The following is a 17,731-nucleotide window of genomic DNA, read 5'->3' as shown; positions in this document are numbered from 1 at the left end:
GCAAAAGCTTATCCTTAGATTTTAATGGCTACAATAGTGCAGTTAAGCTTAAAGAATTCTTTTCTTCAAGTATAGTATTTAAGAACTGTTCTACGGTTATATTGTTAATAACGCGATTATCACGTGTTCGCACAGATAGCGTTTTATTTTCGATTTCCTGGTCTCCAAGGAGAACCATATAATTAATTTGCATAGTTTGTGCGTTACGAATTTTTTTACTCACAGATTCGCTAGTGTTATCTATAGAGACAATAAGGCCCAACTTTTGCCATTCTTGAACAAGCTCTTTTGCTCGGAAAGCATGCCTATCCGCAACTGTAATGAGACGAATTTGTTCTGGGCTAAGCCATAGAGGAAATTTACCATTAAAATGTTCTATTAGAATACCTAAAAATCTCTCTATAGAGCCAAATAATGCTCGATGTAGCATTATAGGAGTACTTTTTTCCCCTTCAGAATTTGTATATTCTAAATTGAAACGCTCTGGTAAAAACATATCCAATTGAATTGTTCCACACTGCCATGTACGCTGGATAGCGTCTTTGACGTGAATATCAATTTTAGGACCATAGAAAGCGCCTTCTCCAGGTGTGACAATAAATGGGATGGAAGAATTTTCTAAGGCTCTTTGTAGGGCTGTTGTTGCGTGATTCCAAAGTTTATCACTACCTATAGTACCTTTTTCGGGTCGTGTTGAAAGCTCTAGATGATAATCTAAACCAAATGTTTGGTAAAGTTCAGAAACTAAAGAAAGAATATTTAGCGTTTCTCCTTCTACCTGCTCAGGAGTTAAAAAAACGTGAGCATCATCTTGATGAAATGCTCGCACACGCATTAAACCTGAAAGAGCTCCAGAAACTTCATAACGATGAACATGTCCTATTTCTGCAATGCGAAGAGGAAATTCCTTATAACTGTGTGAGTGAGTTTTATAATAAAGCATGCAGCCAGGACAATTCATTGGTTTGATGGCATAATCTTCATCATCAATCAATAGGGTATACATATTTTCTTTATAATTTGCCCAATGACCAGAATTTTCCCAAAGTTGCCGATTCATAAGTTGAGGGGTCTTGATTTGCTTATAGCCAGCAAGTTTATGTAGTCGTTTCCAATAATCAATTAAAGCTTCCCATATGATCATTCCTCTGGGATGGAAAAAAGGCATACCCGCAGAACACTCTTGTTGAGAAAATAGATCCAGCTTAGCCCCAAGAACTCGATGATCGCGTTTTTTTGCTTCTTCAAGTCGGTATAGATGTTCTTTTAACTCTTTAGTCGTAGGAAACGCTATGCCATAAACTCGAACTAGAGATTTTCTAGAGGGATCGCCTCTCCAATAAGCTGCTGAAGTTCGTAAAATTTTAAAAGCTTTTACCGGCGCAGTAGAAGGAAGGTGAGGACCTCGACACAAATCGATGAATTCCCCTTGACCATACATTGAGATTTCCTCATGTTCTGGGAGCTCTTGTATCAACTCAACTTTAAAGGGGTTTTTTGAAAATTTCTCTAAGGCTGTTATTTTATTTTTAAGAATAAATCTTGTTATAGGAAGACGTTCTTCGACAATTTTAGCAACCATTGCTTCAATAGCTGGAAAATCTTTTTCACTAATAGTAAGATTGGCAAAATCGTAATAAAATCCTTGATTGATAACTGGTCCTATGGTGGGTTGTGCATCTGGCCATAGTCGAAGAATAGCTTGAGCAAGCAAATGAGCTGAAGTATGGAAAAATATTTCTCTTCCTTGAGAGTCTTCAAAAGTAATAAAAGTTATTGTGTCATCTTCTTCCAAGAGAGTAGAAAGATCTTTAGGATGTCCGTTGATTACGGCTCCAACAAAGGTATGCGAATTTTTAAAATTTTGCGCGAAGTCTATCGCAGAAGTTCCTTTTGGCAATTCGTATGTCTTTTGATTACAATTTACTTGGATCATATTTTCTAGGGGGATGTTTCTTCCCTAGTATTTTAGTGTTTTTAGTGATCAAAGCAAGAGACTTTTTCAGAAAAACATTTATGTGAATTTTTAGTATTTTTCTTTTTAATTTTTATTTAAGTTGGAGGCAATTTTTCTCTTCTTTTAAAATAGATGGGTTTTATTCCACTCTAAAGTTTCCGCATGTCTTTGTTTTTAGTTTTTTTTACCGCTTTTATTTGGTCTTCATCTTTTGCTATTAGCAAGCTTGTTATGAGTTCTGCAGCTCCTCTGTTTACTACAGGGATTCGTATGCTGTTTGCTGGAGGTGTTCTTGCCAGCATTGTTTGGATGCGGCGAGGTTCTTTGCGTTTTCCAAAACAAATTTTTATCCATATTATTATTTTAGCTATTACAGGCTACTATCTTGCTAATGTCTGTGAATTTTTGGGACTACAGGGATTAAGTTCTGCTAAAGCTTGTTTTATCTATGGTCTATCACCTTTTATTTCAGCTTTATTTTCTTATTTGCAGTTGAAGGAGAGGATTTCTTTTAAAAAAATTTTTGGATTAGGCTTAGGCCTTATAGGGTATATTTCATACTTAGTTTTGGGTGGTGAGAGTGGTGGAGGACAAGCGTGGTCTTGGAATTTCGGCCTACCTGAATTTTTGCTTTTGTGTGCGACGTGTTTTGCTGCTTTTGGTTGGACGCTATTGCGTAAAATAGAAAAGAATAGCTCTTTATCCACCTCTGCAATAAATGCCCTAGCGATGCTCGTTGCTGGAGGATTTTCTCTTGTACACTCTTTATGTGTAGAACCGTGGAATCCGATTCCTGTACAGAACATCCCACTATTTTTAGAATCGGTATTTACTTTAGTCTTCATCTCGAATTTGATCTGCTACAATCTCTATGCAAAACTTTTAAGAAAATACTCTTCGACGTTTCTTTCTTTTTGTAATTTGATCATGCCATTATTTGCAGCTTTTTATGGATGGATTCTTCTCAGAGAAAGTTTTTCCTGGGGCCTACTTCCAGCTGTAGGTTTTATGATCCTTGGTTGTCGTTTGATATATCAGGAAGAGTTACGTCAAGGTTATATTGCCTCGTAATGTAAAACTGTTTTACATTTTAGGCGAGGTTCTAATGAACTCGCCCAAAGCTTTAATTAAAAATTGCAGAAGTCGTTTGAGTTTGACTATCTGCAATATTATTTAGAGTTTGTAAAGCCTCTTTGAAAGCACTGTAGGCTTGTTCTTGCAATTGACCTGCTTGTCCTGCATATTGACCCTGAACAGAAGATAGCTGCTTAAGCATTTCTGCTCTAGCTTCAGCTTCCCCAGCAGCTCTTTGGTGCTCAGCAACTTCTGCTCCGATTACACCTCCAGTAATTCCTTCTATTCCGGCGCTAAGTCCGTGTATGACTTGAGACATTTGCATTGTTGCTCCCAAAACCTTAGAACCGAACTCAGCTGCTCGAGCTCCTTGTTGTTTGACAACGTTGAAACCTCGAGTCACTTTTTCAGACCAATTTGGTGTATTTAATACCTTCCCAAAAATTCCTCCGGTCGTGGCTTTTGTAGCTGCTGTTGCCATATCGTCTGTAAGATTTGCTGCGGTTTTAGCTGCAGAGGCTCCGATTCCTCCTCCTAAAGCTGAAGTTGCAGAGCTCGCTGCTGATGCGGCAGCTGTTGCTGTCTGCTGTGTGGATTGGGTCGCTGTAGATAATGCAGATTGCGTAGTTGCTGCTGCTGCGCCTCCTGTTTCTTTTGTAAAGCTAGCTGCTTTAAGAGAGGATGTTCCGCTTTTTAAAGCACTGAGAGTTCCCATACCCACAGTTAAGGCGAAGCCAACAACATTTACAATTCCAGAAATTAAACTTTGTTTAGCTTGTGCTTCGGTCGCTGCTGCTTGACTATTTGCTTGAGATCTTATTGCTTCTCCGATTTCAGGAGCCATTTGTATTTGGTTTGCAATAGCTTGGTTTTGTTGTTGAAATGATGCTGACCAACTTTTTCCAGAAGCTTCCGCTAAAAGAGCCATGATTTGCCCTAAGAGAGCTAGAGTTCCTTTTCCTTTTCGAAGAACTACACCATTTACTTCAGAACTTTCAGGAAATGGGAGATGAGGGGCCTCGTAATTTGCTCCGAGCTTAGTTGCTGTAACAGCGCCAGCTGTTGCAGTCTTTGAAGCTTCGGCTACAGTAGAAGTTGAAGAAGCACCTTTAGATTTTTCACTTTTCGAAGTCTTTCCGCTTTTAGTTGTTTGTGACGTTTTTTCTTTTTTAGAACTACCTTCAGTTTGCATATCTTGAATAAGGTCTTCAAAGCCAAGAGCCTCGTCTGTTCCAGCTGCTTTTTGCCCTTGGGCTTTTCCTGATGCCGACGCTCCAGTACTTCTAGCATTTTGTGCAATCTGAGCAGTTAATGACGGATCTTGATTACTTGATGGACTTCCACTGACTCCTGATGTCATAGAAAAATACCTCTTGAAATTAATTTATACTGCACTTGCAAGACCTGCGCTAATTGTTGCGAAGGCTTTTCCAATTTGAGCACCGAGTTTTGTCGCTTGTTGAGACATCTCTTCGGATTGACCTGTTTGTTTTGCTGCTATTTTACTTGCTTGCATCCAGAATTGAGTGAACATTTTCATCATTTCAGACTGAGCTACGAGTTTCCCAACTTCTTTTTGTATTTGAGCAAGTTCTTGTTGAAGGTCTGCTGTCTGCATTTGACCAATTCCTTTTACTAGACCAGGAACTGCTGTGGCTATGCTTATACCCAGACTGACCCATTTACTAGATAGAGAGTTTATTACTTTAGATAGGTTGGGGAATGCCTTGGATATTACACTTTTCCCTGTAGAGAAAATTTTTGTTATGGCTTTAGATACTACTTTAGCAATAGTTTTTATGAGGGATTTAATAGCGGCTTTAAGTCCCTGTTTAACAGCAATTTTTATAGCTTGTGAAATGGCTTGTTTTATTGCTTCTACAACAGCTGTTTTAACAGCTTGAATGACAGCTTGTATTGTGACTTGAGTTGCAACAGCAGTCACTGTCGTCGTCGCAGCAGCAGCTCCAGCTCCAGCTGCTAAAGCTCCAGCTGCAGCTAAACCAATAAATCCTGCTCCACATGTAAAGATGCCTGCAATAACAGAACCTACTGTCACAGCTATAGAAACGGCAATCATGACCTTATTCGCAGTCTCCATCGCAGTGTTATCTTTAGCTTTAGCTTCAAGCTCTTTCATTTTTTGGAATTCTTCACGTTCTTTATCTATTTTTAGCCCCTGCTTTTCTAGAGAAGCTTTATTAGAAGCGTCTGATTGTGCTTGAGTACTGAGATAGTTAGATATCGCTGACCTTGTAGATTCTCCCAAAGCTGCTATTGCTTTGGCAAGTGCCATACCAATTTCTGAAACATCTTTTCTCGGTGTGAGTTTGGGAACAGGAAGCTGAGGGGTCTCTAATTGCGTGTTGCCAACGATGTTTCCAGAAACAGCATCTTTTACAATGTCCGTAACTTGTTGTAATAAAGCATTTTCTTCAGGGCTTAGTGTAGATAAGAAGGTTTCTTTTAATCCTTCAAGAGCCTGTAACCCTTTGGAAATATCAATCGTTGTACCGATTTGTGTTGCCAATTCTTGTATTTGTTGGCTTTCGGTTTTAGAAAGGCTATTTTCCTCTTGAATTTGTTTTATAAGATCGCCAATGTCTCCTGATTGCATATCAGGACTGTTCGCAGCAATTCCTTGAGTCTCTTTTGCTTCAGAGTTTGTGAGTTTTACATCACTCTGCATTTCTGCATTGAGTCCTGAGCGAGTTTGTTGTACCTGCTTATTTTCTTTTCCTGTGAGCTTGTCTTCATTGGGAACCCCTTGAGGAGTCGATGTTAGCACCTGACTTAGAATATTTTTAGCGCTATCTGGTCCTGAGGAAGATGAAAGAGACATATTTTACCTAATTGATTGATTCCAAAAGACTATTCAACGTTTTTAGATATGTTATCAGTTACGATTTTAGAAAGATTTTTTAAGCTATACAGAACAGAAGATAAATTTTTAGCAAAGCGCTCATCTTCTTTAGGATTAGGGAATAAACCTTGGGTAAGCTCTTCTATATGTAACGAATCTAGTGTTCCAGAAAGTGCTGCGATCATTTTAGACATTTGTTTGCTGTCTGTAAGATTTGCAAATGTCTGAGCTAAAGGAAAATCTTGATAAATTTCTAAAACAGCGTTTTCCAAATCATGAAGAGCTGTTTCATTGTTTTTTATTGATTTCGAGCAAATAGTAGAAGGTTTCGCTATAGGTTTGGATGTCTTTTTTGATTTTTTTTGAATTTTTTTCTGCATGACAGGTTCCTAGTTCCTAGATTCTATTTTTTTTTGTTTTTCTTTCCTGGAGCCTTTTTTGCTACAGGCTTTCTCTTCGTGTCTTTTTCTTTTTTAGATTGTTGCGTGTTAGCAATAGATCCTTTCATAATACTACAGCGCTCTTTCAGAATTTTATATTCTGGTTTGTCGCCGCAAATGTCTGTAGTAATGTCTAAGAAGTTTTTAGACTCTTCTAGCTGATCAAGCTTTAGAAGACTGTCTGCGATATAATAGGGTGGGATAGGGTTGTCTGGTTGAGAATCAAAGGCTAGGAAAAATCCGAAAGCAGCTTCGTTATACATCTTCATTTGATGAAAACAAGAACTTAAGCCCAACATGTATTTATAATTTTGAGGCTTTGAGGCAGCAAGAATTTGGAAAAGACCAATGGCTTCAAGATACTTTCCTTGAGAATATAGGCTATAGGCTATGGTATAAATTTCTTCTAAAAGAATATCTGATATTCCTAAAATTTGCTGTAATGACAAGCCGTTCCCCAAACCTTGAAAAATATTCAATAGAACTTGCTTTGTTTCCTCTTCTGTTGGGGGAGGGTACTTCTGTTCTAAATCATTTTCATTCGCTTTTTTTTGTGCAGCGAGTTCTGCTAAGCGGCTGCGATTTTTCTTATTGAAAGATGCTGAAGGTTTGTTTGGCTTACTAGAGCTAGGATTACTCATTAATATAATTCCTAAAATAAAAAATTATTTGTTTTATATCTAATATAGTTATTTTTATGTTTATTTCGGAACAATAGCTTAATAAAAATATGAATTTGTTTTTGTATAAAGTAATTAAGTTGTTAAAGATGAGGCAAATCAAGCCATCCCCTCTTTCTTGACTTTAGCTTTAAGGTTCTTTAACTTGCTCTTTTGGAATTTTATCGAGTAATTATGTTTCAAAAAAAACCTATTCAGCTTTTGGATTCGGTTACAGTGAACCAAATCGCTGCTGGAGAGGTCATAGAAAATGCTGCTTCAGTAGTTAAAGAGCTTTTGGAGAATGCTTTAGATGCTGGCGCCGATGAAATAGAATTGGAAACCCTTGGCGGAGGTCAAGGGCTCATTGTTGTCAAAGATAACGGATGCGGAATGACGGCAGAAGAGATTTCTCTAGCTTTGCAGCGTCACGCAACGTCTAAAATTTGTAACTTCTCAGATCTTTTTTCTTTGCATAGTTATGGCTTTCGAGGAGAAGCATTACCCTCCATAGCTTCTATCTCTAAAATGAAAATCCTTTCTTCTCCAAAGGTTGGGACTGGTGCATATGTTGTTGTGGAAGGAGGGAAAATGCTTCTCTGTGAACCTGCAGCGCGCCAGTTAGGGACTACGATAACTGTAGATTCGTTGTTTTATAATATCCCTGTAAGGCGAGGTTTTCAAAAGAGCCCTCAAATAGATCGATTGCTTGTGCGTAAGATATTGGAAAACGGAGTGCTTGCTTCGGAAAATATTGGTTGGTCTTGGATTAGTGAGAAGAATCAAGAACTTTTTGTGCTGAAACATCAAAACTTTGCGGAAAGAACAGCCCTTATTATGGGTGAGGAATTTATGCAAGGTGCTTTTGCTGTAGATAGAGGTGATAAAGATATTCGTATCGTAGGCTTTCTTGGAGCTTTAAATTTTCATCGTCCTACACGTCAAGGGCAGAAAATTTTTATAAATGATCGTCCTGTAGAATCTTTATTCATCTCTAGAAAAGTTGGAGAGATTTATTCTTTACTTCTTCCTTTACAGAGATTCCCTGTATTTGTTTTAAAGTTATATCTTCCCCCTGCTTGGTGTGATTTTAACGTACATCCACAAAAAGTAGAGGTGCGCATTCTTCGAGAAGAATTTGTCGGGGAAAAGTTAAAGGAACTTCTTTCTGAAGTCTTAGTTTGTCCTCAAGGAATACACCAAAGTCCTATTGTTTTTGAGCCGCCACTTGAAATTAGAGAATTTTTGCCGGTATGCCAGCCTTTAAATCCTAGTGAAACTTCCTTAGAAGAAGAGTTCAAAGTTTCTTCGAAAGATCTTTTTACAGAATTCGTGAAATCTCGGGAAGACGCTTTGCAAATAGATTGGTTAGGAGCGCGTAATGTACGCTTTTTAGCTTCTTTAGGTCGAGTGGTTTTGGCAGAAGATTTTGAAGGTGTTTATATTGTTTTTACTGCCATAGCTCGGAAACATTTGTTTTACATGTCCTTAAAAGAACATCGTTATTTGTATAAGAGCCAAGCTTTTCTAATTCCTTTAACCTTACAGGTAACTCCTCAAGAAAGCCGTTTTCTTTCACTGTATGTTCAAGAGTTTTGTCAATTAGGGATAGAGATCTCACAAATTGGTCCTCAAACGTTTATTATTGAAAGTGCTCCAACATTTATCGAAGAAGAAGAGTTGAAATCTTGGATTTTATTATTGATTGCCGAAGGTCAAGAAAAAGTAGATCGGGAAGCCTTTTTCTCTTTAATGCGAGATGTTCTTTCTCGAGAAGTTTTTTCAAAAACTTCTCGAATATTTGATGCTTCATGGTTGACTCTTCTTTGGGGCCTTGGAAAACCAGAAAAAGCTTTTGACGGGACACAAATACTTCGTCAAATCGTTGATACAGATTTTATTGGAGGATAGTATGTTACGGAATCGTATAGTGCTTGCACAACAGGCTTTAAAAACTTATAACATTGATGCGATGTTAATAGAAAGAGAAGAAGATATAGCATACTTTCTCTATGATGAAGCTGTCTCTGGAACTTTACTTATAAGTCAAGAAGAGGCAGTTTTTTTTGTTCATAAAATCGATAAAGACCTTTATGCGCATATTCAGAGTGTTTCTCTGATTTTTTGTTCAAAAAATCATCTTGAAGTACTTTCTAACTATATTCAATCTCACGCTTACCAAAGTATAGGATTTGATAGTGAGCACACTTCCTATAGTAATTATGAGATGTGGAAAAAAATTCCTTGTCAATGGGAGCCTCTGAGACTATTTACCGAAAAACTTCGTAGTATTAAGTCTGAGCAGGAAATAGAACAGATGCGTCAAGCTGCAGCGTTAGGATCTGCTGGCTTTGATTATGTTTTATCCATACTTCATGAAGGCATAACAGAAAAAGAAGTCGTAAAGCAGTTGCGAACTTTTTGGGCTCAATCAGGAGCAACTGCTCCCTCTTTCCCTCCTATCGTTGCTTTTGGAGAACATGCCGCTTTTCCCCATGCGATTCCTTCAAATCGTCCTTTACGTCAGGGAGATATCGTACTTATAGATATCGGTGTACTTTTGGATGGTTATTGTTCCGATATGACTCGCACTGTTGCCTGGGGACGTCCTCATTCTCGACTTTTGGAAAGTTATCCTATAGTTGTTGAGGCTCAAAAATCTGCGATGGCTTTGTGTAGGGAAGGAGTTTTGTGCAGTGATGTGCACGAAGAAGCCGTACGTATATTAAGATCTCATGGATTAGACGAGTATTTTTTCCATGGTACAGGTCATGGTGTCGGAAGAAATATTCATGAGTATCCAAGACTATCTCCAGCGGGGAAAAGCATTTCTCTACAATCTGGTATGACGGTTACTGTCGAGCCTGGAGTATATTTCCCTGGACTTGGAGGGATCCGAATAGAGGATACCTTGGTAATTTGTGGAAATAAAAATTTTAGTATAACAAAGCGTCCCGTAGATTCAGAATTAGTTTGTTTATAAAAAATCGATATGCCTTTTTATTTGTTAAATTCTGGGTTTGTTTGAGTTTTGTTTGTATAAATTGATTTTTTTTCTCTAATAAGTTATCTTTTCTTATTTTTAGTTTGCTTTCACTATGTATCCACTTCTTTCGATAGGTTATAGTCTTCTAAGCGTTGTCACAGTCTTCTCGATTATTTGTGGATCATCAAACAGCATGGGTGGATTTTATAAAATTTTCTTGTCTGCAGAAGAAGGAGTTCGAGAATTCGGGACACTACCTCAAGTAGAAGAGTTTGATAAAGGCGTGTGGGAGCTTGATTTTCCCGAGATAGAAGAACTGTTGCCAGACTTGCGGCAGGAAGTAGTTTTCTTAGGGAGTAACGACAGGCCTGATGCTCTAAAGAGTAAATTTTCTTTAGCATTAGCATCGTCAGGAGATCGTTATACTGCAGCCCCAGGAGAAAAGGTTTATCTATGCACAGAACCTTCTTCTCAAGGGGTTATGTATACTTTTAGTACTTCCCCAACAGAGCTGTGGTTAGAATGTCGATCTGTGGGCATAGAAGGTAGAATAGAGGTAAAAGTGCGTTTGATTGGAACTACAAAAACGATGATTTCTTCTCCTAAAGAAAGAGAGACTTTGTTTTTAGGAGCATCTATGAGAGCGATTTCATCTTGGGAAATTGGGGGGATTAAAGTAGATGCAAGCTTTCCTGTGAAACAAAAAATGCGGCGTGTTGGATTAGATAAATTTTTGCTCATGCATGGAGGAGTAGAATATGCTGACAAAGCTGTTAAAGAACGCATAGATTTTACTTCTGCTTCGGAAGAAAATTATAGTCGATATCTCTCTGTTGGGGATTTTCTTTTATGGGATGGTGAGTTTTGGCAGTCGTGTGGTGCTTTTCGTGGTGAAAGTGCATCGGTACCCTTGTTAGAAGTTAAAAAAATAGACGATAAAGTTATTGTTATTGATTTATGGAATGTTGGAGGAACTGCTCGTCAATCTGTAAGTTTAGCAAAAACCCTGAGCTCTCCTATTGAGATAACAGATGTTCTGCGAGAACTCGAGTTTGTTGGAATGCGGTCATGGTCACGTCCAATAGTCTTACTTGGTAAGCAGAGATTGATTTTATCTCCTAATGATTGGGTTTTGAGAACCATAACAGGTTGGGAAAAACTGTCTTCTCCTCAACAAATTCAGGATTATGTTTCAGGGAAACTCTCTGGACCTCTTATGGTCTTTGAGAAATTAGAAAAAGAAGGGGCGAATTTTGTTTTAAGAGGACATGTATTTAATTCTCAACGTACTTTAGTAGAGACTATCACGTTACCCCTAAAGCAAGGTTTGGAATCTAGTCTAGTTTCTCATGAACAAACTAGTTCTTCGTGTGTTGTAGAAACAACAAATAAGGGATCTACAATAGATCGAGGGGGGGCATAGATGCATTTTTGGCGTAGCTCTATAGTGTTGTATTCTGTCTTGGTGGTAGTGAACTTTGTTTCCTGCAATTCAGTATTCGCTTTGACAATAGCAGAAAAAGTGCAATCTCTAGAAAAGAACAACTCTTCTTCGGATTCTTATGAAGGGCTGGCTTCCTTTAATGCTGATATGAAGGAGAGTACTCTTCTCCTAAAGAATTTATATGAAGAAGCAGCACGTTTGCGTGCTTTAGAATGTGAGGACGTTGATGTTTGGGAAAAACTCCTTATTCGGCTTGCTGATGTAAAAAATCATATTAGAGAAATAAAGACTCTTTGGGCAGAAGAAGTTCGAGGAAAAAATAGTGACCAGGAAGATTTTGCTTTGTGGCATCATCCTGAAGCGACTATTTATAATCTTGTCGCTGATTATGGTGCCAACGATTCCATATATTTGATTCCTCAAGATATAGGGAATATCAAAGTTTCTGCATTGTCTAAGCTTTTAGTTCCCAAAGAAGGTTTTGAAGATTGTTTGAACCAAATTCTTTCTCGACTTGGAATTGGTATTCGTCAGGTAAGTCCTTGGATTAAAGAATTATATTCTACGCGTCAGGACAGTTCAGGGATTGCCGGGGTTTTTTCCTCTAAAAAGGATCTAGAGAGTTTGTCATCAACAGCTTACATAGGTTTTATTCTTGTGTCTAAGAATGTTGATGTGCGAGCAGAATTGCAACTTTTACGAAAGTTCATGAATGCAGAAACAACGCAGATAGATGTAATTGCTGGACATTTGTGGATATTTGGCTCCGTAGGAGAGATCGGGGAATTATTAAAAGTTTACGATTTTATACAAGCAGATAATGTTCGTCAGGAATACCGTATAGTTCCTTTAACGAAAATAGAAGCTAGCGAAATGTTGGAAATTTTAAATGCAGCATTTCGAGAGGATCTTGCTAAAGAAGGAAGTAGTGATTCTATAGGGCTGCGTGTTGTTCCCTTGCAGTATCAAGGACGGTCTCTCTTTCTAAGTGGTTCCGGAGCTCTCGTTCAGCAGGCAATAACACTAATTCGAGATCTTGAAGACGGTATAGAGAATCCTTCAGATAAGACCGTATTTTGGTATAATGTTAAACACTCAGATCCTCAAGAGCTTGCAGTCCTTCTTTCTCAAGTGCACGATGTCTTCTCTGGAGAAAACACATCTTCTTCCAAGGGGCATACGGAGACTTCAGTTCAAACAGATTCTTCTATACAAATAAATACTGTTGCTGCTGCCCCAGTAAAAGATGGTCCCGTGAAATACGGAAACTTTATTGCTGATTCAAAAACTGGCACGTTAGTAATGGTTGTTGAGAAAGCAGCGTTATCTCGAATACAAATGCTACTTAAAAAGCTTGATGTTCCTAAAAAAATGGTGCGAATAGAAGTTCTTCTTTTTGAAAGGAAGCTTTCTCATGAAAGAAAATCAGGCTTAAATCTTCTTCGCTTGGGAGAAGAAATAGGGAAGAAAAGTTGTACACCCTCCTTCTCTTGGACTGGAGGTACTGGTATTTTAGAGTTTCTTCTTAAGGGGACAACAGGTTCCTCCATTGTTCCTGGTTATGATCTTGCCTATCAGTTTTTGATGGCTCAGGAAGATGTGCGTATTAATGCAAGTCCCTCCGTCGTTACAATGAATCAAACTCCAGCAAGAATTGCTATAGTGGAAGAGGTCTCCATTGCAGTTTCTGCAGAGAAGGACAAGGCTCTTTATAATCGAGCTCAGTACGGAATCATGATAAAAATGCTTCCTACGATCAATATTGGAGAAGAAGATGGAAAAAGTTACATCACTTTAGAAACGGACATTACTTTCGATACCACGGGAAAGAAAATAGATGATCGTCCGGATGTTACACGACGTAATATTACCAATAAAGTACGGATAGCAGATGGGGAGTCTGTAATTATTGGCGGTTTGCGTTGTAAATATATGTCGGATATGCAAGACGGCATCCCTTTTCTAGGAGAGATTCCTGGAATTGGTAAATTATTTAGTATGAATACCTCCTCAGATAGCCTTACTGAAATGTTTGTATTCATAACTCCTAAAATTATAGAGAACCCTATAGAGCAGCAAGAACGTCATGAAGAAGCTCTTCTTTCCTCTCGCCCAGGGGAGAGCAAAGAATATCTTCAAGCTTTGGCTGCTAGCGAAGCTACTGCGAAAGCAGCTCAAAAGAAATTAGAAATTCTACCAGCAGTAGGCCTTCCTTCACCTCTAGTAGAAGGCTTAGAGTACGATGGACGCTAATTTTTTATCTCAAGAACTTTTGGATGTTCTACCCTATGCTTTTCTAAAACAACACTGTTGTCTCCCTATCGAGGAAACTCCCGATTCTGTTGTTATTGCTCATGCAACAGCAACATCTCTGATAGCTTTGGATGAAATTAAACTTTTATTAAAAAAATCTATCCGATTTGTAGTAAAGGATGAAGTAGAAATTCTGCAAAGTTTACAAAAACTCTATAGCTCTCGTGATGGCAATGCTTCAGACATGCTACTAACGATGGAACATGACAAATCATTGCCAACAGCTAAACAAGAAGATCTTCTCGAAAATACTGATTCAGCCCCAGTTGTACGATTATTGAATTTAATATTGAAAGAAGCGATTGAAGAAAGAGCCTCCGATATTCATTTTGAACCATCCGAAGAAGCTTTACGCATCAGGTATCGTATAGATGGGGTTCTTCATGATCGCCACTCTCCCCCTTTTCATTTGCGCTCCGCGCTTATCACGCGAATCAAAGTATTGGCAAAGCTAGATATTGCGGAACACCGTCTTCCTCAAGACGGGCGTTTAAAAATACATATTGGTGGCCAAGAAGTAGATATGAGGGTGAGTACGGTCCCTGTGATTCATGGAGAAAGAGTAGTTCTTCGTATTTTGGACAAGAGAAATGTGATTTTTGATATCGCAGGTTTATGTATGCCTGAAAATATTGAAAGCTCTTTTAAAGAAATTATAAAAGCTCCTGAGGGAATATTACTCGTTACAGGTCCTACAGGGAGTGGAAAAACAACAACTTTGTATGGAGTCCTTCAAGAACTTACAGGACCTTTTACGAACATTATGACTATAGAAGATCCCCCCGAGTACAAACTGGCAGGGATAGCTCAGATTGCTGTGAAGCCTAAAATAGGACTATCATTTTCTCGTGGATTACGACATTTATTACGTCAGGATCCTGATATTTTAATGGTAGGAGAAATACGAGATCAAGAAACTGCCGAAATTGCTATACAAGCAGCTTTGACAGGTCATTTAGTTGTGAGTACACTTCACACGAATGATGCGATTTCCGCTATATTTCGGCTTTTAGATATGGGAATAGAGTCTTATTTACTTTCTGCTACTCTTATAGGTGTGGTTGCTCAAAGATTAGTACGAAAAACCTGTCCTTATTGTAAAATTCTTTGTTCTCCTAATGACCAAGAAAAAGCTTTCCTTATTTCTTTGGGAAAAGATCCTGAAACACCTTTATATCATGGACAGGGGTGTGCGTCTTGCTTTCACTCAGGTTATAAAGGGCGTCAAGGAATCTACGAGTTTTTCCGACCAAATTCTCAACTACGTTCTGAAATAGCCTTACGGCAATCTTATCAAGTTTTACGCGAACACGCTTACGATCACGGCTTCTGCCCTTTATCAGAACACGGCATAGCTTTGGCTCTAGCTGGGGATACCTCACTGTCAGAAGTCGCCAGAGTTACTAGGCACTACGATTAAAATAAGAGGGGGGGACGGATGCCAAGATACGTCTATACTTATCTTGATGCTAAAGAGCGAAAAAAACGAAATTTTTTAGAAGCCTCTCATATTCAAGAAGCTCATGATAAACTTATGCAACAAGGCATTCTTGTCTTGGATGTGCGTGAAGAAACCTTTCGTCGAATTCGCATAAAGAAAACAGAGCTTATTGTTTTTACTAAGCAACTGGTGCTTCTTTTGCGGTCAGGTCTCCCTTTATATGAAAGTCTCTCATCTTTGCGAGATCAGTATCAGGGACAGGGAATGGCGACATTACTGACATCTTTCATAGAAGTTTTACGTTCTGGAGGATCATTATCGCAAGCTATGGCGTTGTATCCGGAAATTTTTAATAACTTTTATTGTAGTGCTGTTTTGGCTGGAGAAAGTGTCGGGGCTTTAGAAGGGTGCTTGCAAAATGTTATTACAGTATTGGAAGAGCAGGCTTTGATCTCTAAGAAAATTGTGTCAGCTTTAAGTTACCCTATAGTGTTGTTCAGTTTTTCTATAGTAGTGGTACTATTTTTTCTTTTAGGGGTTATTCCCTCTATAAAAGAAACTTTTGAAAACATAGAACCTAACAAATTAACAAGTATAGTTTTTAGCTCTAGTGACTTCTTATGCCGGTTTAAATTTTGGTTATTAGGAGGGATAAGCGTTCTTTTTGGAATAGGGACTTTTTTTCGACAGAAAATTCCTTGGAACCAATTTAAAGAAAAAATTTTCTTTTCATGCCCCCTTATAAAGAAGTTCATTATTAAAGTTTCTCTTATTCGGTTTTGCTCAGTAACCTCTGCTATTTTAAAGGGAGGAGGGACTTTAATAGAGGGGTTAGAATTGGGATGTGGAGCTATTACTTACGATGCTCTTCGAGATGAGATGAAAGAAATAGTTCAGGCTGTTATTCACGGAAGCTCTTTGAGTCACGAACTGGCGCAGAGACCTTGGGTTCCAAAATTAGCTTGCGGAATGGTGTCTTTAGGAGAAGAGTCTGGAGAGCTTTCTGAAGTTTTGGGGTATATAGCACATATTTATAATGACGATGTTCAGAAAACCCTTACCTGGATAACTTCGTGGTGCCAACCTGTGATTCTTATTTTCCTTGGAGGAATTATAGGCGTCATTATGTTGGCAATACTTATGCCGTTAACGAGTAATATTCAAGCGTTGTAACATATTAGAATCTAGGAGGAAAACGCTATATGAAAAAACAAAAAAGAAAACAATCGATCACATTAATTGAAATGATGGTCGTAATTACCCTCATCGGGATTGTCGGTGGAGCTTTGGCATTTAATATGCGTGGAAGCATCCATAAGGGGAAGGTATTTCAATCAGAACAGGCTTGTGCTAAGGTTTATGACATCTTAATGATGGAATATGCCTCAGGAGGAACTCCTTTGAAAGACATCATCGCACAAAAGGAAAAAATCATTGAAGAAGCCGCTTGGTGTAAAGATGGGAAAAATCTTTTAAAAGATGCTTGGGGAGAAGATCTTGTTGTTCAACTTAATGAGCGAGGCGATGATCTCGTGATCTTCTCCAAAAGAGTTCAGACTAAAAATTAGCTTTCGTTGTGATGTTTAAAATGATCCCTAGAAAAAAATTCAAACGAAGTTTTTTCTTGATAGAAGTATTAATGGCTATGTCCTTAGTTTGTCTTGTACTCATACCATGCATACAATTTTATTCGAGAAATAGGAAATTTTTTGAAGAAAACATTCAGTCTCTTCAACTGCCATCGATTATTGATAATTGTTTTTTCTCTATAGAAAAGCAAATGCAAAAACAAATGCTCGCTGGAGAATTTCCCTCATCGGGATCAGGACTACTCGCTTCAACTTTTCTTTATACAAGCTCTGGTAAAAAAATTTCGATCCCTTATCACTATGAGGTCGATGTTCGGAAGGGTGTGCGAGTAGAAAACAATATTGTGAAAGCTTGTTTAGTAGACGTTGCTGTAGAGATCTTCCCTGATCAAAAACACGCTGTTTTGGTGCAAAGATGTATGTGCGTTACCCACTAGCCTCTCCAAAAAAACAGAAACACAGCTTTATACTTATGGAGCTTCTTATGTCTTTGACATTATTAGCTGTGCTTCTAGGTTCTCTGGGATTTTGGTATAGACAGATTTATTGTTTACATAAGCAGCAAAAGAATGTGTATTCCTCTTTTATGGAAGAAGCACGAGCGTACCAATTATTACGAATCCTGTTTAGGGAAGCTTTAACATCCGCAGAAGATAAAGATGCGCTATTGTCTCTAACGTTTGATCGAGGGGTTTACAAGGATCCTGAACTCGCAGGAGAAGTTCGTGCAGCCTTTCATTATGATCCTGAGCAATATAAGTTGGAATTGAGAGTTTATAATTTAAAAAACGAAAATAAAATGGAATACCTTACTTTACTCTCTTATGTAAAGTATTGCTCGATAGCTTCCTTAGAACATCCAAGTGATCAAGCTTTACCAGAAAAAGTCTGCATAAAGATAATCCGAGAACTGCCTGGGCAAAAAACTCGTACATTAAACTATTTGTTTGCTTTAGGGAAATAGT

At 38.2% G+C, this 17,731-nt stretch carries 15 protein-coding genes; 10 read left to right on the top strand and 5 right to left on the bottom strand.

The genetic code is table 11. The features are described from left to right. Window positions 1-28: 28 nt before the first annotated feature. Entirely contained in the window at window positions 29-1,936 is a 1,908-nt protein-coding gene (thrS, locus tag JMS40_RS01090) for a threonine--tRNA ligase (protein ID WP_201456434.1), read from the bottom strand. A gap of 183 nt (window positions 1,937-2,119) precedes the next feature. On the opposite strand from thrS, the gene JMS40_RS01085 reads away from it, so the two are divergent. Beyond that, the gene (locus JMS40_RS01085) at window positions 2,120-3,028 is read left to right on the top strand and encodes a DMT family transporter (protein ID WP_201456433.1); all 909 of its coding nucleotides are present in this window, start codon (window positions 2,120-2,122) and stop codon (window positions 3,026-3,028) included. 52 nt (window positions 3,029-3,080) lie between these two features. Here the strand turns inward: JMS40_RS01085 and sctE are convergent, their stop codons facing one another. From sctE to JMS40_RS01065, 4 genes are read right to left on the bottom strand one after another with little or no spacing between them, the layout of a single operon-like run. Beyond that, entirely contained in the window at window positions 3,081-4,391 is a 1,311-nt protein-coding gene (sctE, locus tag JMS40_RS01080; RefSeq protein ID WP_201456432.1) for a type III secretion system translocon subunit SctE, read from the bottom strand. A 24-nt stretch (window positions 4,392-4,415) separates the two neighbouring features. Then, the gene (locus JMS40_RS01075; RefSeq protein ID WP_201456431.1) at window positions 4,416-5,873 is read right to left on the bottom strand and encodes a secretion system protein; all 1,458 of its coding nucleotides are present in this window, start codon (window positions 5,871-5,873) and stop codon (window positions 4,416-4,418) included. 29 nt (window positions 5,874-5,902) lie between these two features. Next, window positions 5,903-6,274: a hypothetical protein gene (locus JMS40_RS01070; RefSeq protein ID WP_201456430.1), complete on the bottom strand. Its 372-nt coding sequence runs from the start codon at window positions 6,272-6,274 to the stop codon at window positions 5,903-5,905. Window positions 6,275-6,297: 23 nt separating this feature from the next. Next, window positions 6,298-6,975 carry a SycD/LcrH family type III secretion system chaperone gene (locus JMS40_RS01065; protein ID WP_201456429.1) on the bottom strand — a complete coding sequence of 226 codons (678 nt, stop codon included), beginning with the start codon at window positions 6,973-6,975 and terminating at the stop codon, window positions 6,298-6,300. A gap of 213 nt (window positions 6,976-7,188) precedes the next feature. Here JMS40_RS01065 and mutL point away from each other — a divergent pair, with 213 nt between their 5' ends. From mutL to JMS40_RS01020, 9 genes are all read left to right on the top strand, one after another. Then, window positions 7,189-8,904, top strand: a complete 1,716-nt coding sequence (gene mutL, locus JMS40_RS01060; protein ID WP_201456428.1) for a DNA mismatch repair endonuclease MutL — start codon at window positions 7,189-7,191, stop codon at window positions 8,902-8,904. 1 nt (window position 8,905) lies between these two features. Beyond that, window positions 8,906-9,976, top strand: a complete 1,071-nt coding sequence (locus JMS40_RS01055; protein ID WP_201456427.1) for a Xaa-Pro peptidase family protein — start codon at window positions 8,906-8,908, stop codon at window positions 9,974-9,976. 115 nt (window positions 9,977-10,091) lie between these two features. Further along, on the top strand, window positions 10,092-11,402 hold the full coding sequence (locus JMS40_RS01050) for a hypothetical protein (protein WP_201456426.1): 1,311 nt from the start codon (window positions 10,092-10,094) through the stop codon (window positions 11,400-11,402). Further along, a complete protein-coding gene (locus JMS40_RS01045) occupies window positions 11,403-13,676 on the top strand; it encodes a type II secretion system protein GspD (protein WP_201456425.1) in 2,274 nt (757 codons plus the stop codon). It abuts the gene before it with no gap. Continuing rightward, the gene (locus JMS40_RS01040) at window positions 13,666-15,156 is read left to right on the top strand and encodes a GspE/PulE family protein (RefSeq protein ID WP_201456424.1); all 1,491 of its coding nucleotides are present in this window, start codon (window positions 13,666-13,668) and stop codon (window positions 15,154-15,156) included. Before JMS40_RS01045 ends, JMS40_RS01040 begins: the two co-directional genes overlap by 11 nt. Window positions 15,157-15,174: 18 nt before the next feature. Then, the gene (locus JMS40_RS01035; protein WP_201456423.1) at window positions 15,175-16,350 is read left to right on the top strand and encodes a type II secretion system F family protein; all 1,176 of its coding nucleotides are present in this window, start codon (window positions 15,175-15,177) and stop codon (window positions 16,348-16,350) included. Window positions 16,351-16,379: 29 nt separating this feature from the next. Then, window positions 16,380-16,745 carry a type II secretion system protein gene (locus JMS40_RS01030; protein ID WP_201456422.1) on the top strand — a complete coding sequence of 122 codons (366 nt, stop codon included), beginning with the start codon at window positions 16,380-16,382 and terminating at the stop codon, window positions 16,743-16,745. A 71-nt stretch (window positions 16,746-16,816) separates the two neighbouring features. Then, a complete protein-coding gene (locus JMS40_RS01025) occupies window positions 16,817-17,203 on the top strand; it encodes a type II secretion system protein (RefSeq protein ID WP_236558922.1) in 387 nt (128 codons plus the stop codon). After that, a complete protein-coding gene (locus JMS40_RS01020; RefSeq protein ID WP_236558921.1) occupies window positions 17,182-17,730 on the top strand; it encodes a DUF1494 domain-containing protein in 549 nt (182 codons plus the stop codon). The genes JMS40_RS01025 and JMS40_RS01020 overlap by 22 nt, the downstream gene beginning before the upstream one ends. Window position 17,731: the final 1 nt, after the last annotated feature.

The organism is Chlamydia sp. 17-3921 (assembly GCF_902705545.1).
GTDB lineage: Bacteria > Chlamydiota > Chlamydiia > Chlamydiales > Chlamydiaceae > Chlamydia.
This window is presented reverse-complemented; position numbering and strand designations above follow the sequence as displayed.